Source organism: Pseudomonas sp. NBRC 111124, assembly GCF_001320245.1.
In the GTDB taxonomy this organism is placed as follows: Bacteria; Pseudomonadota; Gammaproteobacteria; order Pseudomonadales; family Pseudomonadaceae; genus Aquipseudomonas.
On record NZ_BCBA01000065.1, the window covers coordinates 40,854 to 62,164 of the forward strand.

Annotated in this window: 19 protein-coding genes; 8 read left to right on the forward strand and 11 right to left on the reverse strand. The window is 63.6% G+C overall.

Features of this window, described 5'->3' with window-relative positions:
- Positions 1 to 65 precede the first annotated feature (65 nt).
- Entirely contained in the window at positions 66 to 365 is a 300-nt protein-coding gene (locus tag APH28_RS23885; protein ID WP_060512942.1) for a hypothetical protein, read from the forward strand.
- Positions 366 to 437: 72 nt separating this feature from the next.
- Here the strand turns inward: APH28_RS23885 and APH28_RS23890 are convergent, their stop codons facing one another.
- Positions 438 to 2,624: an OsmC domain/YcaO domain-containing protein gene (locus tag APH28_RS23890; protein ID WP_060512943.1), complete on the reverse strand. Its 2,187-nt coding sequence runs from the start codon at positions 2,622 to 2,624 to the stop codon at positions 438 to 440.
- Between the two features lie 247 nt (positions 2,625 to 2,871).
- On the opposite strand from APH28_RS23890, the gene APH28_RS23895 reads away from it, so the two are divergent.
- From APH28_RS23895 to APH28_RS23910, 4 genes are all read left to right on the forward strand, one after another.
- The gene (locus tag APH28_RS23895; protein WP_060512944.1) at positions 2,872 to 3,327 is read left to right on the forward strand and encodes a (2Fe-2S)-binding protein; all 456 of its coding nucleotides are present in this window, start codon (positions 2,872 to 2,874) and stop codon (positions 3,325 to 3,327) included.
- On the forward strand, positions 3,327 to 5,576 hold the full coding sequence (locus tag APH28_RS23900) for a molybdopterin cofactor-binding domain-containing protein (protein ID WP_060512945.1): 2,250 nt from the start codon (positions 3,327 to 3,329) through the stop codon (positions 5,574 to 5,576). The genes APH28_RS23895 and APH28_RS23900 overlap by 1 nt, the downstream gene beginning before the upstream one ends.
- 18 nt (positions 5,577 to 5,594) lie before the next feature.
- Positions 5,595 to 6,941, forward strand: coding sequence for a cytochrome c (locus APH28_RS23905; RefSeq protein WP_060512946.1), 1,347 nt, complete (start codon positions 5,595 to 5,597; stop codon positions 6,939 to 6,941).
- Positions 6,942 to 7,085: 144 nt separating this feature from the next.
- Entirely contained in the window at positions 7,086 to 8,099 is a 1,014-nt protein-coding gene (locus APH28_RS23910) for an XdhC family protein (protein ID WP_060512947.1), read from the forward strand.
- Between the two features lie 10 nt (positions 8,100 to 8,109).
- On the opposite strand, the gene APH28_RS23915 is transcribed toward APH28_RS23910, so the two are convergent.
- The 7 genes from APH28_RS23915 to APH28_RS23945 all read right to left on the reverse strand — a co-directional run bounded on the left by APH28_RS23915 (position 8,110) and on the right by APH28_RS23945 (position 15,045).
- Complete coding sequence (locus APH28_RS23915; RefSeq protein ID WP_060512948.1) at positions 8,110 to 8,925, reverse strand: ABC transporter substrate-binding protein; 816 nt, start codon at positions 8,923 to 8,925, stop codon at positions 8,110 to 8,112.
- A gap of 109 nt (positions 8,926 to 9,034) precedes the next feature.
- Entirely contained in the window at positions 9,035 to 10,906 is a 1,872-nt protein-coding gene (locus tag APH28_RS23920) for a diguanylate cyclase domain-containing protein (protein ID WP_060512949.1), read from the reverse strand.
- A gap of 42 nt (positions 10,907 to 10,948) precedes the next feature.
- The gene (locus APH28_RS23925; RefSeq protein ID WP_060512950.1) at positions 10,949 to 11,485 is read right to left on the reverse strand and encodes a membrane integrity-associated transporter subunit PqiC; all 537 of its coding nucleotides are present in this window, start codon (positions 11,483 to 11,485) and stop codon (positions 10,949 to 10,951) included.
- 29 nt (positions 11,486 to 11,514) lie between these two features.
- Positions 11,515 to 13,155 (reverse strand): intermembrane transport protein PqiB, encoded by a 1,641-nt coding sequence (locus APH28_RS23930; RefSeq protein ID WP_060512951.1) that lies wholly within the window; start codon positions 13,153 to 13,155, stop codon positions 11,515 to 11,517.
- The gene (locus APH28_RS23935; protein ID WP_060512952.1) at positions 13,139 to 13,783 is read right to left on the reverse strand and encodes a paraquat-inducible protein A; all 645 of its coding nucleotides are present in this window, start codon (positions 13,781 to 13,783) and stop codon (positions 13,139 to 13,141) included. The genes APH28_RS23930 and APH28_RS23935 overlap by 17 nt, the downstream gene beginning before the upstream one ends.
- Positions 13,780 to 14,376, reverse strand: coding sequence for a paraquat-inducible protein A (locus APH28_RS23940; protein ID WP_060512953.1), 597 nt, complete (start codon positions 14,374 to 14,376; stop codon positions 13,780 to 13,782). The genes APH28_RS23935 and APH28_RS23940 overlap by 4 nt, the downstream gene beginning before the upstream one ends.
- A gap of 348 nt (positions 14,377 to 14,724) precedes the next feature.
- Positions 14,725 to 15,045, reverse strand: a complete 321-nt coding sequence (locus APH28_RS23945) for a hypothetical protein (RefSeq protein WP_060512954.1) — start codon at positions 15,043 to 15,045, stop codon at positions 14,725 to 14,727.
- 266 nt (positions 15,046 to 15,311) lie between these two features.
- Here APH28_RS23945 and APH28_RS23950 point away from each other — a divergent pair, with 266 nt between their 5' ends.
- Positions 15,312 to 15,974 (forward strand): TetR/AcrR family transcriptional regulator, encoded by a 663-nt coding sequence (locus APH28_RS23950; RefSeq protein ID WP_060512955.1) that lies wholly within the window; start codon positions 15,312 to 15,314, stop codon positions 15,972 to 15,974.
- A gap of 45 nt (positions 15,975 to 16,019) precedes the next feature.
- Positions 16,020 to 17,519, forward strand: coding sequence for an MDR family MFS transporter (locus APH28_RS23955; protein ID WP_060512956.1), 1,500 nt, complete (start codon positions 16,020 to 16,022; stop codon positions 17,517 to 17,519).
- Between the two features lie 107 nt (positions 17,520 to 17,626).
- Here the strand turns inward: APH28_RS23955 and ttdB are convergent, their stop codons facing one another.
- Genes ttdB through APH28_RS23970 form a run of 3 tightly spaced genes read right to left on the reverse strand, consistent with a single transcriptional unit; the run spans position 17,627 to position 20,509 of the window.
- Positions 17,627 to 18,235 (reverse strand): L(+)-tartrate dehydratase subunit beta, encoded by a 609-nt coding sequence (ttdB, locus tag APH28_RS23960; RefSeq protein ID WP_060512967.1) that lies wholly within the window; start codon positions 18,233 to 18,235, stop codon positions 17,627 to 17,629.
- A gap of 8 nt (positions 18,236 to 18,243) precedes the next feature.
- Positions 18,244 to 19,152 carry a L(+)-tartrate dehydratase subunit alpha gene (gene ttdA, locus APH28_RS23965; protein WP_082432381.1) on the reverse strand — a complete coding sequence of 303 codons (909 nt, stop codon included), beginning with the start codon at positions 19,150 to 19,152 and terminating at the stop codon, positions 18,244 to 18,246.
- Positions 19,153 to 19,162: 10 nt separating this feature from the next.
- Entirely contained in the window at positions 19,163 to 20,509 is a 1,347-nt protein-coding gene (locus APH28_RS23970) for a dicarboxylate/amino acid:cation symporter (protein WP_060512957.1), read from the reverse strand.
- A 271-nt stretch (positions 20,510 to 20,780) separates the two neighbouring features.
- Here APH28_RS23970 and APH28_RS23975 point away from each other — a divergent pair, with 271 nt between their 5' ends.
- A complete protein-coding gene (locus APH28_RS23975; RefSeq protein WP_060512958.1) occupies positions 20,781 to 21,257 on the forward strand; it encodes a YMGG-like glycine zipper-containing protein in 477 nt (158 codons plus the stop codon).
- Positions 21,258 to 21,311 lie beyond the last annotated feature (54 nt).

Here is a 21,311-nt window from a genome sequence, read left to right on the forward strand (position 1 = left end):
ATAGTTCACCGCTTGGCTTGAGAGAAATATCCTGAAAGACTTGATGCGTCGGAATGAGGGATACCATGAACACTTGCAGCACACGTCCTTACGCGTACTGGGCCGCGCATGCCTTTCTGGCCATCAGCCTGGCAGTCGGTGCCGGGTGCTCGAGCAAAAACAGCAAGGCGCGCTACTACGCCGCAGCGCCTGGCGCCAACTGCTACGCCAAGGCGCTGCCAAGCACCGGCGAAGGCGGCCTGGCCTGGGGTAACACACTGGGTATTGCCAAACAGAAGTCGCTGAACAACTGCATCCGCTATGCCGGCCGCTCCGGTGGCACGCCAAACACTTGCCAAGTGGTGCTGGCCAAGTGCAAGAACTGACGTAGGTTCGGGCGTTCGATTGCGCGGCAGGTGGCGCTACAGGGGGGCTGCTTTACAGCCCCCCTGGATGCATCAGGCAAACTTGGCCCGTGCAGCGTGCAGCTTCTTGTAGCTCTCGATCAGGCGCAGGTGGCGGTCCAGCCCTTCGAGCTTCATGCTGGTCGGCGTCAGCCCGTGGAAGCGCACGCTACCGTCCACCGAACCCAGCACTGCGTCCATCCGCGGGTTGCCGAACATGCGGCGGAAGTTGGCCTCGTAGTCGGCCAGCTCCAGCTCCTCGTCCAGCTGCACTTCCAGCACCACGTTCAGCGCCTGGTAGAACAGGCCGCGCTCGACGGTGTTGTCGTTGAACTGCAGGAACGCCTCGACCAGTTCCTTGGCGTCCTCGAAACGCTTGAGCGCCAGGCAGATCAGCAGCTTCAGTTCAAGAATGGTCAATTGGCCCCACACCGTGTTCTCGTCGAACTCGACACCGATCAGGGTGGTGATGGTGGTGTAGTCATCCACCTCGCACTTGTCCAGGCGCCGGCGCAGCGCGCGCAAGGCGCGATCATCAAGGCTGTGCAGGTTGAGGATGTCGGCACGGAAGTCCAGGGCGCGGTTGGTGTTGTCCCAGATCAGGTCCTCGACCGGGTAGATCTCGGAATAACCCGGCACCAGGATGCGGCAGGCGGTGGCGCCGAGGTTGTCGTACACGGCCATGTACACCTCTTTGCCGAGGTCTTCGAGGATGCCGAACAGGGTCGCGGCTTCCTGGGTGTTGGAGTCCTCGCCATGGCCGGAGAAGTCCCACTCGACGAACTCGAAATCGGCCTTGGCGCTGAAGAAGCGCCACGACACCACACCGCTGGAGTCGATGAAGTGCTCGACGAAGTTGTTCGGCTCGGTCAGTGCATGGCTTTCGAACGTCGGTTGCGGCAGGTCGTTGAGGCCCTCGAAGCTACGGCCCTGCAGCAGTTCGGTGAGGCTGCGCTCCAGTGCCACTTCAAAGCTTGGGTGGGCGCCGAACGAGGCGAACACACCGCCCGTGCGCGGGTTCATCAAGGTCACGCACATCACCGGGAATTCACCGCCCAGCGAGGCATCCTTGACCAGTACCGGGAAGCCCTGCTCTTCCAGGCCCTGGATGCCGGCGAGGATACCCGGATACTTGGCCAGCACCTCCTGCGGAACGTCCGGCAGGGCCAGCTCGCCTTCGAGGATTTCGCGCTTGACTGCGCGCTCGAAAATCTCCGACAGGCATTGGACCTGGGCTTCGGCCAGGGTGTTGCCGGCGCTCATGCCGTTGCTCAGGAACAAGTTTTCGATCAGGTTGGACGGGAAGTACACCACCTGCTGGTCGGACTGGCGCACGAACGGCAGCGAACAGATACCGCGCTCGGTGTTGCCCGAGTTGGTGTCGTACAGGTGCGAACCGCGCAGCTCGCCGTCCGCGTTATAGATCTCCAGGCAGTTTTCGTCGAGGATTTGCGCTGGCAGCTCATCCTTCGGCCCTGGCTTGAACCACTGCTCGTTCGGGTAATGCACGAACGGCGCGTTGGCGATGTCTTCGCCCCAGAACTGGTCGTTGTAGAAGAAGTTGCAGTTCAATCGCTCGATGAACTCACCCAGCGCCGAGGCCAGTGCGGCCTCCTTGGTCGAGCCCTTGCCGTTGGTGAAGCACATCGGCGACTGCGCATCGCGCACATGCAGCGACCAGACGTTGGGCACGATGTTGCGCCACGAGGCGATCTCGATCTTCATGCCAAGGCCGGCAAGGATGCCGGACATGTTGGCAATGGTCTGCTCCAGCGGCAGGTCCTTGCCGGGGATGTAGGTGGTGGTGTCGGCCACCGGCATCAGCAGGCCCTGGGCATCGGCGTCGAGGTTGTCGACTTCTTCGATGATGAACTCGGGGCCGGTCTGCACCACCTTTTTCACGGTGCAGCGGTCGATGGAACGCAGGATGCCCTGGCGATCCTTCTCGGAAATGTCCTCGGGCAGCTCGACCTGGATCTTGAAGATCTGGTTGTAGCGGTTTTCCGGGTCGACGATGTTGTTCTGCGACAGGCGGATATTCTCGGTGGGGATATCGCGAGTCTGGCAGTACAGCTTGACGAAGTACGCCGCGCACAGGGCCGACGAGGCCAGGAAATAGTCGAACGGGCCCGGGGCCGAACCATCGCCCTTGTAGCGGATCGGCTGGTCGGCGATCACCGTGAAGTCGTCGAACTTGGCTTCAAGACGAAGGTTGTCGAGAAAATTGACCTTGATTTCCATGCGGGGATTACCGTGATTTAAGCGTGCAAAACGAAATTGGCCGGCATTATCCGGGTTTTCCGCGCGCAAGTCCTCCCCCGCGTCCATGTGCGCCTACACAATCCAGCGGATTGCTTGCCTGATCCTCCTGACCTGCGCCCGCCTCGGAACCAGCGGTCATACCACTGTGCTAGCGTTTATGGATTGGGGAACAACGTATTCCCCAACAGACAGTAAACGCCATCAACCGTTGATCAGCAGGTGAGCCATGGAACTTCGTATCAACCAGCAGACCTACCAGGTCGACACCGATGCCGACACGCCCCTGCTCTGGGTGCTGCGTGACGACCTGGGCATGACCGGCACCAAGTACGGCTGTGGCCTGGCCCAGTGCGGCGCCTGCTCGGTGCTGGTGGACGGCAACGTCGTGCGCGCCTGTGTCACGCCTGTGGCCGGCGTGGTCGGGCGCGAGGTGACCACCATTGAAGCGGTGGAGGCCGACGCGGTGGGCAAGCGCGTGGTGGCGGCCTGGGTCGAACACCAGGTGGCGCAGTGCGGATATTGCCAGTCCGGCCAGGTGATGGCGGCCACGGCGCTGCTCAAGCACACCCCCAAGCCCAGTGACGAGCAGATCAGCGCGGCGATGGTCAACCTCTGCCGCTGCGGCACCTACAACGCCATCCATGCCGCCGTGCATGCCTTGGCCCAAGGGGAGCAAGCCTGATGAACACGCCCGTCGATACCCCCGCAGAACTGCTCAGGCTGCAGCTGGGCGAAACCGTCAACCTGTCGCGCCGACGCTTTCTGGCCGGCACCGCAGTAGGTGCCTTGGTGCTGGGTTTCGGCCTGCCGATGGGCTCGCCCCGGGTGCAGGCCGCCGCGCCAGCCTCCCCGGAGCGCGGCACCCAGGTGCCGGCGTTCCTGGAAATCCGCCCGGACGGCAAGGTGCGCCTGCTCAGCCCGTTCATGGAGGGCGGCCAAGGCCCGTTCACCGCCATGGCGCAGATCGTCGGTGAAGAACTGGACGTCGACCCGGCCAACTTCCTGGTCGAAAGCGCGCCACCCGGTGAAGCATATGTGGTGATGGAAAACGGCCTGCGTATCACCGGTGGCAGCATGTCGGTGCGCATGAGCTACCCGACCATGCGCCGCCTCGGCGGCCTGGCCCGGGCCATGCTGCTGCAGGCTGCGGCAGAACAATGGGGCGTGCCGGTCGGCGAACTCACCACCGAGCCTGGCAAGGTCATTCATGCGACTTCTGGCCGCTCGGTGGCCTATGGCGAACTGGCCGGCCGTGCCATGGACCTGCCGGTGCCGGACCCGGCCAGCATCAAGCTGCGCGACCCCAGCCAGTTCCGCTGGATCGGCAAGCCGGTGCGGCGCCTGGACGCCTACGACAAATCCACCGGCAAGGCTCAGTACTGCATCGACATCAAGGTCGACGGCATGCTTCACGCCGCCGTGCAGCACGCGCCACGCCTGGGCATGACCGTGGGCAGCCTGCGCAACGAAGCGCAGGTCAAGGCCATGAAAGGCGTGCATTCGGTGCACACGTTGCCGGGCGCCGTGGCCGTGGTCGCCGAACGCTGGTGGCACGCCAAACGTGCGGTCGAGGCGATTCAGGTGGACTGGCAAGAACCGGGCGCCGACAGCAAGGTGCGGCCGATGCCGGCAGACTTTTCCAGCGACGGCTGGCGTGAGCACCTGGCCAGCGTTGAAGGACCGGCCCGTGACGAGGAAAACCAAGGTGATATCGCCGGCGCCCTGGCGAACGCCAAGACCAAGGTCGAGGCCAGCTACCACAACCAGTACCTCAACCATGCTCAGCTGGAGCCACCGTCCGCCCTCGCCCGCTTCAACCCTGACGGCACCCTGGACGTCTGGCTGCCCAACCAGGCGCCTGACATGTTCCGCGACGACATCGCCAAGCGCACCGGCCTGGACGCAGCGCAGATCAACCTGCACTCGCCGCTGCTTGGCGGCTTCTTCGGCCGCCATTTCCTGTATGACTCGGCCAACCCGTACCCCCAGGCCATCGCCCTGGCGAAGGCCGTCGGGCGCCCGGTCAAGCTGATCTGGAGCCGCGAGGAAGAGTTCCTGCGCGACGTGTTGCGCCCGGTCGCCGTGGTCAAGTTCCGCGCCGGGCTGGATGCCGACGGGCTGCCGGTGGCCATCGAAGCGGTCAGCGCCACCGAGGGCCCGACCGAAGCCCTGGCCGGCAGGCAAGGCGACAAGATCGACCCCACGGCCCTCGAAGGCCTGTCGGGCAAGTCCTACGCCATTGCCAACAAACGGATCGCCCAGATCTACGTCAAGGGCCCGGCCATGCTCGGCTACTGGCGCTCGGTGGGCAATTCGCTGAACGACTTCTTCTACGAGTCGTTCCTCGACGAACTGGCCGACAAGGGCGGCAAGGACCCTTACGAACTGCGCCTGCACCTGCTGCGCGACAATCAGCGCCTGACCAACCTGCTGCACGCGGTGGCCGAGTTGTCCGGCGGCTGGAAACGCGGGCCGTTCACCGCAGAAGACGGCAGCAAGCGCGCCCGAGGTATTGCCATGGCTTCACCCTTTGGCTCGGAAGCTGCGGCAATCGCCGAGGTGTCGATCGAAAACGGCCAGGTCAAGGTGCATGACATCTGGCAGGCGATCGACCCGGGCAGCATCGTCAACCCGGCGATCATCGAGCACCAGGTCAACGGCGCCGTGGCCCTGGGCCTGTCGCAGACACTGGTGGAAGAAGCGGTGTTCATCGATGGCAAGCCGCGCGCCCGCAACTACGACCTGTACCCGATCCTGCCGCCTTCGCGCATGGCCCGGGTGCACGTGCGTATTGTCGAGAGCGGGGCAAAAATGGGCGGTATCGGCGAACCGCCGTTGCCGGCGGTGGCGCCTGCCGTGGCCAACGCCGTGGCCCAGCTCACCGGCCAGCGGGTGCGTAGCCTGCCGCTTAGCCGCCACACCTTCAGCTGACCGGACAAGGACTGCCCCATGACCCACAGCCGTTTCGCCCGCACCGCGGGCTGGCTGGCCGTACCGTGCCTGGTCGCGGCCGGCCTGCTGGCCTGGTACGTGACCCGTGAGCCCGCCTCGCCTTTTGCCGTCGCAGCCACCGAAAACTTCGACCCCGCGCGGGTCAGCCGGGGCGAATATGTCGCCCGGCTCAGCGACTGCGTAGCCTGCCACAGCCTGCCCGCCGGCAAGCCCTTTGCCGGAGGCCTGGCAATGGCCACGCCGCTCGGTACGATCCACGCCACCAACGTCACGCCAGACCGCGAGACCGGTATTGGCAACTACAGCCTGGCCGACTTCGACCGCGCCGTGCGCCACGGCGTCGCGCCAGGTGGCCGGCGGTTGTACCCGGCCATGCCCTATCCTTCGTACGCCAAGCTCAGCGATGACGATGTACAGGCGCTGTACGCGTTCTTCATGAAAGGTGTGCAGCCCGTTCAGCAGGCGAACATCCCCAGCGATATCCCATGGCCGTTGAACCTGCGTTGGCCCATCGCAATGTGGAACGGCCTGTTCGCCGCCGATACGCCGTACGCGGCCAAGCCTGGGCAGGATGTGCTGTGGAACCGCGGCGCCTATATCGTCCAGGGGCCCGGCCACTGCGGCAGTTGCCATACGCCACGCGGCCTGGCCTTCAACGAGAAGGCCCTGGATGAAACCGGTGCACCCTTCCTCGCCGGCGCCCTGCTCGATGGCTGGTACGCGCCCAGCCTGCGCAGCGACCACAACACCGGGCTCGGCCGCTGGAGCGAGGCCGAGATCGTCCAGTTCCTCAAGACCGGGCGCAACCGGCATGCCGTGGTGTATGGGTCGATGACCGAGGCGTTCAACAACTCGACGCAATTCATGAGTGATGAGGATCTGGGTGCCATCGCCCGCTACCTCAAGTCGCTGCCCGGGGACCCACAGCGTGACGGGGCGCCCTGGCAATACCAGGCGGTTTCCGCCGACACGCCACTGGACAGCCCGGGCGCCCACACTTATGTCACCCGCTGCGCCAGCTGTCACGGTCTGGACGGCAAGGGCCAGGCCGAGTGGATGCCACCGCTGGCCGGTGCGACTTCGGCATTGGCCCGGGAAAATGCCTCGGCGATCAACATCACCCTCAATGGCTCGCAACGTATCGTCGCTGCCGGCATACCGGACGCCTACCGCATGCCGGCGTTCCGCGAGCAGCTGTCGGACCAGGAAATCGCTGATGTCCTGAGTTACGTGCGCAGCACCTGGGGCAACGCGGGCGGCGCGGTGGATGCACAGGCGGTGGGCAAGCTGCGCGGGCACACCGACCCGGCCAGCAGTAGCCCGATCATCTTGCACATGCGCTGAATGATGTTGTCTGCACTGGCCTCTTCGCGGGCACGCCCGCTCCCACACCGAATGCACAACATTTCAGATGGGTGCGATACCTGTGGGAGCGGGCGTGCCCGCGAAGAGGCCAGCACAGGTACTTACTTTTCAAGAGAGGTCCCCATGGAAAGCATCGATCTGCTGGTCTTGCGCACCGCTCGCGACTGGCTGTTGGCCGGCGAACGCGTGCTACTGGCCACCGTAGCCCGTACCTGGGGTTCATCGCCGCGGCCTGTGGGTTCGATGATGGCCCTGCGCGGTGATGGCCGGGTGGTTGGCAGCGTCTCCGGCGGCTGCATCGAGGATGACCTCATCCACCGCTATACCACTGCCTACCAAGGCGAAGGCATGCCGCAACGTCTGCCGCACGTGGTGCGTTACGGCGTCAGCGCCGATGAAGCGCAGCGCTTCGGCCTGCCCTGCGGCGGCACCCTTGAGCTGATCCTCGAATTCGACCCGGCGCTGGCAAGCCTTGAACAACTGCTGCCACTGCTGGACAGCGGCAACCTGGTGCGCCGTGAACTGGACCTGGATAACGGCCAGGTCCAACTGACCACCACCGGCGCACCGGAGCAGTTCGGCTTCGATGGCCGGCACATGCTCAATACCCTGGGCCCCGGTTATCGCATGCTGCTGATCGGTGCCGGGGTGCTGGCCGAGTACCTGGCGACCATGGCGCTGTTCAACGGCTTCAAGGTGGCGGTCTGCGACCCGCGCCCTGAATACATGGATGGCTGGAACGTGGCTGGCGTAGAGAAGATCGTCGGCATGCCGGATGACGTGGTGCGCGCGTTCGCCCCGGACCTGCGCAGCTGTATCGTCGGTCTCAGTCACGACCCGAAGCTGGACGATCTGGCCCTGCTCGAAGCCTTACGCAGCCCAGCGTTCTACATTGGCGTGATCGGTTCGCGGCGCAATAACCAGTCGCGTCGGGAACGCCTGATCGAGCATTTCGGGGAGAGCGAGGCCTCGCTGCAGCGGCTGCATGGGCCGATTGGCATCTATATCGGCAGCAAGACACCGGCAGAGATTGCCGTCAGTGTCATGGCCGAGATCCTGGCCACCAAAAACGGCGTCGCTTTGCCGGGTGAGGTCAAGGTGAGCGAAGCCAAGCGGGCGCTGGAGGTTGATGGATAGTCAATGCCTTTCAAGGCTGCCCTTGCGCCTGCTGCCGCCGCCATAATTCCAGATTATTCTCCACCAGTTGCTCCGGCACCGGCCCGGCAACCAGCTCTTCCATCTTCCGCGCCAACCGCTCGCGAAGCTCTGGACGATTGCACTTCGACTGATGCGACAGCGCCAGGTACAGGCCCTCGCTGGACACCGGCGGGTCGAGCACCTTCAGTTGCGCATCCCAACCCTGCGTCCGTGCCAGTGCCATGCCGGGGTACTGCTCATAGATCAGGTAGTCGTTGCGCTTGTGCAGCAGTTTTTCGAAGGCTTGCGTGGCGCCGGGCACCGCTTCGAGCTGGAGGTTGGCCTTGGCATAGTCGTCGAACTGCTGCCCGTGGCTATTGCTGACCAGCGTCCCGCCGTTGCGGCCCTTGAGATCCGCCCACCCACGATAGGCAAACGCACCGTCCTGGCGGACCCAGACCACGCTGCGGGTACGCAGGAACGGCGGGTTGATGAAGTCCATCTGCTGCTGGCGCTCCTGGGTCAGGAAGTACCCCGCCATCAGGTCGATACGCCCGGTGCGCACCTCTTCCTGTGCCCTCGACCATGGCCCGCCATACAGCACCTTCACCTCCAGCCCAAGTGCCTTGCCGACTTCCTTGAGCAAGTCGGCGTTGGCCCCGATCAGTTGCTCAGGGTTTTGCGGGTCACGCCAGAGATACGGTGGGTATTCCGGATTACCGGTCGCGGTGAGTTGGCCGCACAGTGCCTCTGCTGCCGCAAATCCGGGCAACAGAAGCATGAAGAGTGACAGCAGCAGGGACCGGCAGCGACAAGGCTCGATCATCTACACCCCTCGGAAGCTGTGGCATTCGGCGGCCGCGTGGTTCCAATAGTCTGGCCCAGGTTTGGCCATGCGCCAGCCTGTCATGCGCCGTTTGCGCGCCAACCGGCACTTAATCGCTGTGCTGGAAAACGCACACCCGGCCGCGCTGACGCTTGGCCTCGTACATCGCCTGATCGGCCGCCTTGACCAGTGCATCGACTTCGCTGGCATGGGCAGGCGCAAGGGCCAGGCCGATACTCGGGGTGACGAAATCAATGGCCACCCCGCTGACGCTGACCGGTTCCGCCAGGAGCTTGAGCAAGCGCGCGGCCAGGGCAGTGGCGTCCTGGAAGCGGGTGGCCGGCACGATCACGGTAAACTCGTCTCCCCCCAGGCGATAGGCCTTGTCCGGCTGGCGCAGGGCATTGCCCAGGCGCTCGGCCGTGCACACCAGCAAGGCATCACCGACATCGTGGCCGAAGCGGTCGTTGACCTGCTTGAAGCGGTCCAGGTCGAGGAAGATCAGTGCCAGCGGCATGGCGCCGCCTTGCAGGTGACGGGCAAGGTCTTCATGGAACGCCTTGCGATTGCCCAACCCGGTCAGGGTGTCCTGGTAGGCCAGGTTGAACAGCTGGCGCTGGTGCTGCACGTGCTCGCTGACATCATGCAGGATGCCGCGATAGCCGATCAGCTGGCCGCCGGCGTTGTGCCGCCTGGAAATCTGGGTTTCGAAGTGGCCAATGCTGCCGTCGGCGCGCCGCAGCCGAGCCGAGAGCGGCGCGCCGGGCTCGGTTTCGGCGATCACTGGCGCTTCTGTTGCGGGGGGCGCTTGCGTTTCCTGCAGCGAGGCGAAGGTACGGCCGAGCAGCTGACCCGCCGGGTAACCCAGCAACCGGCAGAACGCCGGGTTGACCGATTCGATCCTGGCCAGTTCGTCGAGCTCGAAATAGCCATCTTCCATGGCCTCGAGAATCGCCCGGTCGCGGGCTTCGCTCTGCTCCAGGCGGTCCAGTGCGCGGTTCGCTTCGCGCGCCAGCTTGCCCAGTTCATCGCGCCCGTCATCGGTCAGGCGCCGTCCTGCCGCAGTGGGGCCAATGGCCAGAAGCTCCCGATGCAACCGGGCAATGCGCCGCAGCAAGGTGACCTCCAGCGCCAGGTAGATCAGCAGCCAGGCCAGGCCGATCAGCCCCCCTGTCACGCCAAGGAACACCATGAGTTGCTGCTCGCCTTCCAGATACAGATGGCGCTCGCGGGTCAATTGCAGGCGCAGCTGTGGCTCGCCCAGGCTGTCCTGAAACAGCAGGTCGATACTCTGGTGGCGGTCATCAACCACCTGGCGATTACCGATACTCATGAGTTCTGCCTGCAACACCGGCCGCTGCTGATCGGTGGTCGATGGCAGCCAGGTGAGCTCACCGCCCAACTGTTGCTGCAGCGAGGCGATGCGCTTGCTGTCCAGGAACGTCCCCGCCAGCAGCACGCCGCCAGCGCTTTCGGCGCTTTCGCCGCTGCGCGCGGTGTCCACCGCTACCAGAATCAGCGGCACCTTGAGTACAGCCAGCAATTGCGCAGGTGGCGCCACATCCTGTGGCTGCAGCAGTCGCGCCAATTGTGCTGCGACGCCCTCATGCAGCGCCTGCAGGCTCAGGGGTTGGGCGCCGGCCGGGCGCTCCAGCGCCGCCAGGTCCAGCGGCCGCCAACTCACCCGCTGCTCACCGTTGGCGAAGTAAAGAATGAAGTCGAAGCCGCTGCGGCCCAGCGTGGCGGCGTCGAGCGGGAACGCCGAAGGCACCGCACCTGGAATCGCCTGTGCCCATTGCCGCAGGCGGTTGGCGTCACGCTCGAAGCTGTTGCCCAGCAACGCGCGCAGACGTTCGGCCTCGGCGATCAGCAGGCGCTCGTCCTGCTTGTCCAGGCGCGCCAGCAACATGCCCTGGGCCGCAAAATAGACCAGCAGCAACACCAGCAGCAGCGGCGGTACGAACAGCCAGAGCAATCTCATGCGTAACTTCATGCGCGCTCTCCGTACCCTTGTTCAGCCGCTTCATGTGGTTGGGCACGGCCTGCCTGGCGCCGCGGTTGCCCGCACGGCCTCGGCCAGCTTGCGCAGGTTGGCTTGGTGCGCGTTGACCAGGTTGTTGATGCTGTTGTCGGTGGCGGTCTGCACCGCCGTGCGGCAAGTCAGTTCGGGCTCGCCCGGCCGTTTCAGGCGCCAGAGGGTATCGAGCGAGGCGTACTGCCCGGGCACGCTGTCGAAGCGCTGCACATCGACCCTCAATACACTGCTGGGGCCGGCCACCGGGCCGCCCAGCATGTCTTGCAGGGCGCTGCGGAACTCATCGACCAGGTTGGCGCCCCACCACTCCGTTTCCAGAATTGCCAGGCCACTGCTGCCCTGGCGCACTACCAGTTGCGGGCGATCCACCTGCGGCGGCAGGCTGACCCGGCTCACCTGCACGTGCTGACTGCCACTTTGCACCGGCTGGGCCGGGACCAAGGTGTGGTAGTTGTTCGGGGTACTGCTGCAGCCGCTCAGCCAGATCAGCAGGCCGGCCCCACACAGGTTGCGCACTCGATGCATCAGCTCACACTCCTTTGGCCCTTTCACTTTCAAGGTCTCAAGTCTTGCGCACCGGCCGCCTTCGGCCGGCCTTTAATCAGCGACTCGGGGTGGCGCCCGAGGTAGTCGGTCAGGTCGCGCAGCGAGCGCGACATGCGCTCCAGCTCGTCCAGCGTTTCACCCAGCCGTTCGCGCTCGGGGGAGTCGTCGGCAATGGTGGCGTTGGCGGTCTTCAAGGTCTTCTGCATGTCGTCGAGGGTGGCTTTCACCCCTGGCAACGTCTGGCTGTTGAAGGTCTTGAGGTTGGCACGCAGGTCACGCAGGGTACCGTCGAGGTTGTTGGCAATGCTCTCCAGCGGCAACTTGCCGATGCGCTCGACGAAATGCTGCAGCTGCTCCTGCAGCATCTCCAGGCTGCCCGGCATGGTCGGTATGACGATCGGATTGGCCTCCCGGTCGAACGCGACCTTGGGCGCGCCGGGGTAGAAGTCCAGGGAAATGAACATCTGCCCAGTGATCAGATTGCCGCTGCGCGCTTGTGCCCGCAGGCCATGTTCGACAAAGGTGCCGATCAGCTGCCGTGCACCGTTCAGGTCACCCTCGGTGTGCTTGAACACCGCCAGCATCTTCTGATGCACAGGGCCCAGACGCTGCGGGTAGATCACCGCATCCACCACCACCGGGAAAATCTGTTTCACCGGGTCGTAATCCAGTTTGATCGAAGTGACCCTGCCAAACTCCACACCCTTGAATTCTACCGGGGCGCCCACCGACAGCCCGCGCATGGACTGGTCGAAACGCAGCTGCAGGTACTGCCCCTTGCCGTGAGGCGGTGCCAGCGCAGCTTCACGGTCGGCAAACAGCTGGAAGTGCGCCTGGTCCGCTGCTGGCTGGACATCTGCGGTAAAGTCAGGAGAGCCGAAAGCCAGCCCGCCGATCAGGATGGACGACAAGGACTCGGTATCGATCTTCAGGCCATTGGCGCCGATCTGCATGTCCACGCCACTGGCATTCCAGAAACGGGTGTCACCGGTGACGAAGTTATCGTAGGGCGATTGCACGAAGATGCCGATCTCCACCCCCTTGCCATCGTCCTGCAAGGCATAGGACACCACTTCACCCACGGGGATCTTGCGGTAATAGATGGATGCGCCGATATCCAGCGAACCGAGGTCTTCGGCGCTGAGCACAAAGCGCTTGCCCTTCTCGCCATAAGTGATCGCCGGCGGCAGCTCCAGGCCGGTGAAGTTCTTTTCAGCGCTTTTCGATTCACCGGCATCGGCGCCAATGAAGCTACCGGACAGCAAGGTATCGACGCCGGACACACCGCCCGCGCCGATCCGCGGCCGTACCACCCAGAAGCGTGCGCCCTCGGTAGCGAACGAGCGGGCATCATTGGCCAGTTGCACTTTGACGACGACGCTGTTGTGGTCCTCGGCGAGGTCCACGGTGGTCACTTCGCCAATCACCACGCTGCGGTACTTCACCTGCGTCTTGTGCGCCACCAATCCTTCGCCGGAACGAAAGGAAATCGAAATCACCGGCCCCTGCTGCATCCAGTTGCGCACCACCAGCGAAGCCCCCACCAGGATCGCCAGGATCGGCACGATCCACACCAGTGAAACATTCCAGCGCCGGGTGCGTACCTCTGCCTGCCCGGCCCCATTTCGCGCATCACTTGCTTGCGCCATCAGTGCGGCCTCCATTATCGCCAGGGTGATCCCAGATCAAGCGTGGATCGAAGCTCATCGCCGAAAACATGGTCAGCACCACGACCATGCCGAAAAACAGGATGCCCGGGCGCGGTTCGATGGTGCCCAAGCCGCGCAGCTGCACCAAGGCGGCCACCAGCGCAACGACGATCACGTCGAGCATGGACCAGTAACCGATCAGCTCCACGCAACGAAACAGCTGCGCGCGCTGCCGTCGCGCCCAGTTCGAGCGACGCTGGGCGGTGTACAGCAGCAAACCGAGGGAAAAGAACTTGATCGCAGGCACGCCCATGCTGGCGATGAAAATGATCAGGGCGATGTCCCAGGCGCCGTGTTCCCAGAACTCCACCACGCCGCCACCGATGGTGCTGTCGCTGCCACTGCCAAGCATTTCGGTGTGCATCACCGGCAGCAGGTTGGCGGGGACGTAGAACACCAGCGCAGCCACCAGAAAGGCCCAGCCCCGAGCAATGGCGTTGGTCTTGCGCCGGTGCACGGGCGCGCCGCAACGCTCGCAGGCATGCACATGGCTGCCCAGCTCGCAGGCATGGCCACAGCCGTGGCACAGGCACAGGCCCATCTCGTCTGCCAGCACGGGCGTACTCATACCTGCTCCCACAGGTCGCGGATATCGCGCCCGGCAATGTAGATAATCAGCATGCTCAGCGCTGCGAGGGCCACCAGGCCGATACCGGGGATCACCTCCAGCAGGCCCGCCAGCTTGATCACGGCCACCAGAGCGCCCAGCAGGCAGACCTCCAGCATGCTCCAAGGACGCAGGCCTTCCAGGCAGCGCATGCTCATGGCAAACCCTGGCGCCCGACGCCCGGCCACGGCGAAGCTGAGCACCCAACAGAGCAAGGCAATCTGCAGCACCGGCGCAAAGATGATGGCCAGGGCCATGACCAAGGCAATGAAAGTGATACTGCCGCTGCTCAGGATCAGCACCGAATCCCATAACGTCGCAGAGTTGCTCAACCCCTGCATGCCAATGGTCATCACCGGATAGGCATTGGCAAAGATCAGCAATACCGCGCCCGTGACACTCAGTGCCAGGCGCTGCTGGATGGACAGGCTTTTATGGCGATACAACACGCCGCCACAACGAACGCACAGTGCCTGTTGGTGTTTATGCAACGGCGTACGCTGGTACACCGCGTCGCAATACTCACAGATGACCAGTGTCTGGCTCTGGCTCATGGTCTCCCCCAAAGGACCGCCTCAATCCATGGCGGCACTCGACGCCAATACTCAATGCGCCCGATACATGAAGTTTCGGCATCAGCGCCAGTCAGTAAAGTCGATAAACGGCTACTGCGCTTGTCTTCGCGGGAAGGGAAAAGAACGTTCTGAACGGTCGGCCTTTGCGGCATACCCATTTGACGAAAAGCAGTTATTCGCGCGTTACCGCCAACTTTCGCGACAATGCTTTGAAAACATGAAGTTAACGAGTTACATGAGGCATTAGCGATAAAGCTATATCCCTCGAGTCGCGTTTTCGCCGGTTGCCGCTCTCCATTGCAAAGAGCGGCAAGCTATTAACGCTACTTACCTGCACATGCGCTTGATAGCACGTTCCCCCGCGCCCTGAAACACGCGGCGCAGAGCTTCCAGTTGTTCCGGCGAGAACACCTTGGCACAGGTCAGCCCTTGTAGAAAACCGGTCCCCCAGCCTTTAGCTTCAGCCAGTTCCTGGCGGTTCTCGGCGTCGGCGATATCACCCAGATGCAGGGCGGCAGGATGTTCGTAGCGGTCTTCCAGCGCCAGCTTGCGCAGCTCCTCCAGAGCCACCTTGAACTCGGCAGCGGCAGCATCGTCCAGGCCCAGGTGCTCGTACTGCAGCAGGCTCAGACGGTCGGTGGCGGTCATTTTCGAATCTCCGTTTCACAGTAAATGGAGCGGGTGCAAGTCAATCACCATCCCGCCGCGACGCATCCGGGCGCCAGCAAAGGTGGTGTCGTTACTGAGTTGTATACCACAACTGAGGCCTCTCTCCCTAGTGGGCAGGCGCCATTGGGGTGCAACGCGGCAATACCTTCTGTCGCCGGCAGCTCGCGAGCATTAAATTTAAATTGAATTTAATTTGAAACTGTCTCACGCTGCCTGCCATCGCATCAAATCGAGAGCACCGCATCATGGCCATCACACCGCGCGAACCCCGCAAGGACGGCGAAGCGACACGCACGCGCATCCTCCAGGCTGCTGGCGAACTGTTCGCCGCCGTGGGTTATGCCGAAGCCAGCAACAAAGCCGTCGCCGCCAAGGCTGAAGTCGACCTGGCGTCGATCAACTATCACTTCGGCAGCCGCAACGGCTTGTACCTGGCCGTACTCGACGAAGCACGGCGGCGCTTTCTGGACATCACCGACCTGCAGCGGATCGCCCTCGGCGAGCAGCCGGCGGCAGAAAAACTGCAGGCCTTGGTCGAACTGGTGGTGCGCAAGGCCACGCAAAGCCGCGACAACTGGCACCTGCGCGTGCTGGCCGCTGAAATCCTCGCGCCCAGCCCGCATGGCCAGGCACACATGCAGGCCGAAGCACCGCTGAGGCTGTCGCTGCTCAAGGGCCTGTTCAGCGAAATCACCGCCATCCCGCGAGACGACGCGGCACTGACCCGCTGCATCCTCTGCGTCACCGCGCCCTGGGCGATGCTGTTGATCGGCCCGCGCGGCTCCACCGGGACGCTGCACGAGATCCTCGGCATGCCGGCCGAAGACGTGTCTGCCCACCTGTACAGCTTCGCCCTGGCCGGCTTGCAGGAAGCCGGCCGCCAGTACGCCCGGGGCAAAGGCTGCTGACCATACATGGACGCTCAATCGCACCCACAGGCTCGAGGCAACCCCATGCAACCGACTTCCGTTGACGCGCCCTCCTCCACACAGGCCTCGATCCCGCTGCTGCTCGGCGCCTTGATGCTGGTGATGTTCCTCGCCGCCCTGGACCAGACCATCGTTTCTACCGCGCTGCCGACCATCGTCAGTGACCTCGGCGGCCTGCGCTGGCTGTCCTGGGTGGTCACCGCCTACCTGCTGGCTTCCACCGTGGTCGTGCCGCTGTACGGCAAGTTCGGCGACCTCTACGGGCGCAAGCGCGTCCTGCAGATTGCCATCGCCCTGTTCCTGCTCGGCTCGGCGCTGTGCGGGCTGGCCCAGGACATGACCCAGCTGATCCTGTTCCGCACGTTGCAGGGCCTGGGCGGCGGCGGCCTGATGGTGGTCGCCATGGCGGCCATCGGCGACGTCATTGCGCCTGCCGAACGCGGCCGCTACCAGGGCCTGTTTGGGGGCGTGTTCGGCCTGGCCACCGTGGTGGGCCCGTTGATTGGCGGTTTTCTGGTCGAACATCTGTCATGGCACTGGATCTTCTTCATCAACCTGCCGCTGGGCCTGCTGGCGGTCGTGGTGATCGGCAGCGTGTTCCGCCCACATGTGGCACCGGTCAAGCATGTGGTCGACTATATTGGCGCGTTTTTCCTGACCATCACCCTGGGCGCCCTGGTGCTGATCACCAGCCTGGGCGGCAGCCTGCTGCCTTGGGCCTCGCTGGATGTGCTGTGCCTGGCGCTGTTCGCCATCATCGGCCTGGTCGGCTTCGTCTTCGAACAACGCCGCGCGGCCGAGCCGATCATGCCGCTGCACCTGTTCCGCCACCGCACTTTCGTGCTGGCCGGGTTGATCGGGCTGATCGTCGGCGTGTCGCTGTTCGGCTCGGTGACCTTCCTGCCGCTGTACATGCAGGTGGTCAAGGATGCCTCGCCCACCAGCGCCGGCCTGCAGATGCTGCCGTTGATGGGGGGTTTGCTGGTGGTCTCGGCGATTACCGGGCGGCTGATCAGCCGCTGGGGACGCTACCGGGTGTTCCCGATCGTTGGCACGCTGCTGCAGGTGATTGCCCTGGGGCTGCTCAGCCGCCTGGACCTGGACACGCCGATGTGGCGGATGAACCTGTACATGGGGCTATTGGGTGCAGGCCTGGGCATGGTGATGCAGGTGCTGATCCTGGCGGTGCAGAACAGTGTCGAGCGTCGGCACATGGGGGTGGCGACTTCGGGGGCAACGCTGTTCCGATCCATTGGCGGTTCAGTGGGAGTTTCGGTGTTCGGCGCGTTGTTTTCCCATGCGCTGCTCGATGGGCTGCCGAGTGATTTCGCGGCCAGCAGTGGTGGGGCCGCGAGCCTGTCTCCGACGGCGGTACATGCCTTGGCGGCGCCGCAGCTGCAGGCGTATCTGGAGGCGTTCTCCGGGGCCATGCATGGGGTGTTTCTGGTGGCGGCTGTGGTTACTTGTGTGGCCTTTGCCTTGTCCTGGTTGTTGCGCGAAGTGCCCTTGCGTACCGCCCATTGAGCCTTGCACTGCCTGTATTGGCCTCTTCGCGGGCTTGCCCGCTCCCACAAGATCGTCACTGGGTTCAAGCTCAGTGACGCCCGTGAAGAGGCCGATACAGGTGAAGGCTACTTGATGAACCGCACCTGGCTGTTGATCTTCTCGATCACCGCACCTTTGCGCTCGTTAAAGCGGGCTTTGTTCTGCTCGAACAGGTTGTTGCCCTTGGTGTCGATCGAGATGATCAGCGGCCCGAATTCCCGCACGCGGTTCACCCACAGGGTCTCCGGCATGCCCAGGTCCTGCCATTCGGCGCGCTCGATCTCCTCGACCTGCGTGGCCGCCAGTACCGCGCAGCCACCGGGGAACACCGCGTGCACGGCCTTGTTCTCCAGGCAGCCGGTGGTGGTCTCCGGCCCCATGCCGCCCTTGCCGACGATCAGCTTCACCCCGGTCTGCTCGATGAACTGTTTCTCGAACTTCTCCATGCGCATGCTGGTCGTCGGGCCGATGGAAACCATCTCGAAGCTGCCATCTTCTTTCTTCTTGACGATGGGCCCGGCATGGAAGATCGCGCCGCCGCGCAGATCCACCGGCAGCTCGCGCCCCAGCTCGATCAGGCGACGGTGGGCCACGTCGCGGCAAGTCACCAGCTGGCCGGTGAGGTAGACCACATCGCCGACGTTCAGGCCAGCCAGATCGTCGTCGCTGATAGGGGTGTTGATGATCTTTTTCACAGGACTGTTCACAGGACTACGCCTTCGTGGGAGAGGATGTCATAGGTCAGGTCGGCATTGATGCGGATCTTGCCGCGACGGTGCGCCCAGCACCCGGTGGACACGGCCACGCCAATGGTCGAAGGGTGGCGTGCCGAGGACTCGATGTTCACGCCCATCACGCTGCTGTTACCGGTCAGCCCCTGAGGGCCGATGCCGATCTCATTGAGGCCCTCTTCCAGCAGCTTCTCCATCATCGCCGCGCTTTCGTTGGGGTGGCTGGAGTCCACTTCGCGCAGGATGGCCTTTTTCGACAGGCGTGCCGCCGTTTCCACCGAGGTCGATACCCCTACCCCTACCAGCAACGGCGGGCAGGCGTTGACGCCACGCGAGGTGATGACATCGAAGACAAACTCGGTCACCCCCTCGTAACCCTGCCCAGGCATCAGCACCTTGGCCGACCCCGGCAGGGTGCAGCCGCCACCGGCCATGTAGACGTCGACAATGGCATAGTCGGCATCAGGGATGATTTCCCAGTCCAGCCACGGGATCTTCGAACCGGTGTTGGTGCCGGTGTTCTTTTCGATGAAGGTTTCGACCGCGTTGTGGCGCAGCGGCCCATGAATGGTGGCTTCCTGAGTGGCGTTTTCGAGGATGCCTTCCATCTCACCCAGCAGCGGGAAACGCGCGCCGGCCGAAATGAAGTACTGGATCACCCCGGTGTCCTGGCAGCTCGGACGGTTGAGTTTGTCGGCATATTCCTGGTTGTCGGCCATCGAGTCGTAGACAGCGATGGCCAGCGGGTTGGTTTCCGCCGCGCGCAGCTTGGCAGTTTTTGCCTTTACGTCCTTGGGTAGGCGCTTGCCGATATAGGCAGTGAACTTGGCCAGAGTGTCGGTCAGCGATGACACGGCATGTTGTTTTTCTACGGTATCCACGGTTATCTCCTCAGTGCATCACAAGGCTTTTTTTATCGGTAGGGGTGGCCGCTTCTGCGGCGGGGGTGATGCTGGCGGGTGGTTCGGGCTGCGCCACGGCCTGGCCGTCAAGCACCTGGTTCATTCTTTCGCTGTCCAGGGCGCCGACCCACTTGGCGATGGCCAGGGTGCCGACGGCATTGCCGATGGTGTTGGTGATGGCGCGGGCTTCGGACATGAAGCGGTCGACGCCGAGCAGCAGGACCATGCCGGCCACCGGGATGTTGTCCATGGTCGCCAGGGTCGCGGCCAGGGTAATGAAGCCCGAGCCGGTCACGCCTGCCGATCCTTTGGAGGTGAGCAGCAGCACGCCGAGCACGATCAGCTGGTCCATCAGGGTCAGCGGGGTGTTGGTGGCCTGGGCGATGAAGATTGCCGCCATGGTGTAATAGATGCACTGGCCATCGGGGTTGAAGGTCAGCCCCGAGGGGATCACCAGGCCGACCACCGGTTTGGAAACGCCGACCTTCTCCAGCTTGTTCATCAGCTGCGGCACCACCGACTCCGAGGAGCTGGTGCCCAGCACGGTGAACAGCTCTTCGCGCAGGTACTTGAGGAACTTCCACAGGCTGAAGCCCGACAGGCGCGCAATGCTGCCCAGGATCAGCACCACGAACAGGAAGCAGGTCAGGTACATGGTCGCCATCAGCTTGCCCAGCGACACGATCGAACCCAGGCCGTACTTGCCGACGGTGAAGGCCATGGCCCCACAGGCCGCCAGCGGCGCAACCCGCATCACCAGGCCGACGATGTAGAACATGCCGTGGGAAAACGCTTCGAGCACATCCACCATCGGCTTGCCGCGCTCGCCGAGATTGGCCAGGGCGATACCGAGCAGGGTCGAGAACAGCAGGATCGGCAGGATCTCGTTGTTGGCAAAAGCATCCGTGACGCTCGCCGGAATCAGGTGCAGCAGAAAATCGGTCAAGCCACCCGAGCCGCTGGCAGCTGCGGCGGTATAGGTGGAAATGGCCTTGGTATCGAGCGTGGCAGGGTCGACATTCATGCCCTGCCCCGGCTGCACCAGGTTGACCACGATCAACCCGAGCACCAGGGCAAAGGTCGACAGCACCTCGAAGTAGATCAGCGCCCGGGCACCGACCCGCCCCAGCTCCTTCATGTTTTCCATCTTGGCGATGCCCAGCACCACCGTGGCGAAGATGATCGGCGCAAAGACCATCTTGATCAGCTTGATGAAGGCGTCACCCAGCGGCTTCATGTCGGTGCCGACTTCAGGCCAGAACACCCCCAGCACAATGCCCAGGGACACGCCTATCAATACTTGAACGTACAGTTTGCCTATCAATCGCTTGGCCATTGCCGTCTCCGAATTATTGTTGTGAGTCGGATGAATGTGGCGGCTGGGCCAGCTGATGCGTACAGGCAGAACGCGCTTGGGCCCAGATTGCGTGTGGTTATCACGTGGGCTTAAGGTAAGGGCTTTTCGGGAGAGCAGTAATACAGTCAAAGTCACGTTATTGTTTACTTGAAGTTATCAATAGCGCCTCAGCCATGGCGTATAGGCAACGCCCCATAGCGCAGCCCCAGCTATCCTGTGAAATGCAATTCCCATCCGGTGGAGGTGTGCGATGCGTGCGTTCACGTGGCGTTACCTGCTGATGCTGCTGTGCGCGGCGTCGGCAGCCCAGGCCCAGTCGGTGCTGCCGCTCAAGGGCCAGAGCAGCCAGCAGATGCAGCTGGACATCAACGACTGCAACACCGTGGCGAGCAACGCCGCGAACAGCGCCAGCAGCAGTACATCCGGCAGTCACGTCGGCGGCAGGGTCAAAGGTGCTGCGGCCGGTGCCGCTGCAGGTGCGGTAGGCGCCCAGGTGCGGGGCAACCAGCATGACGAGGTGTATGACCGGGTTGGCGACAATGCCAAGCAAGAGTACCGGCAGAACCGTGCCGGCCAAGGGGCAGCCGCGGGTGCTGCAGTAGGTGCCTCGCGGCAACGCCAGGAGCGCCGCGAAGACCGACGCAACCAGGGCCAGGCGCAAAGCTCGGCGCATGCCAGTGCTTACAGCGGGTGCTTGCAGGGGCGTGGTTATCAGGTCAACCCTTGAGGCCTCTGGCACTGTCTGCAGGGCAACAGCCGATCAACAGAAAGTACAGCTGCG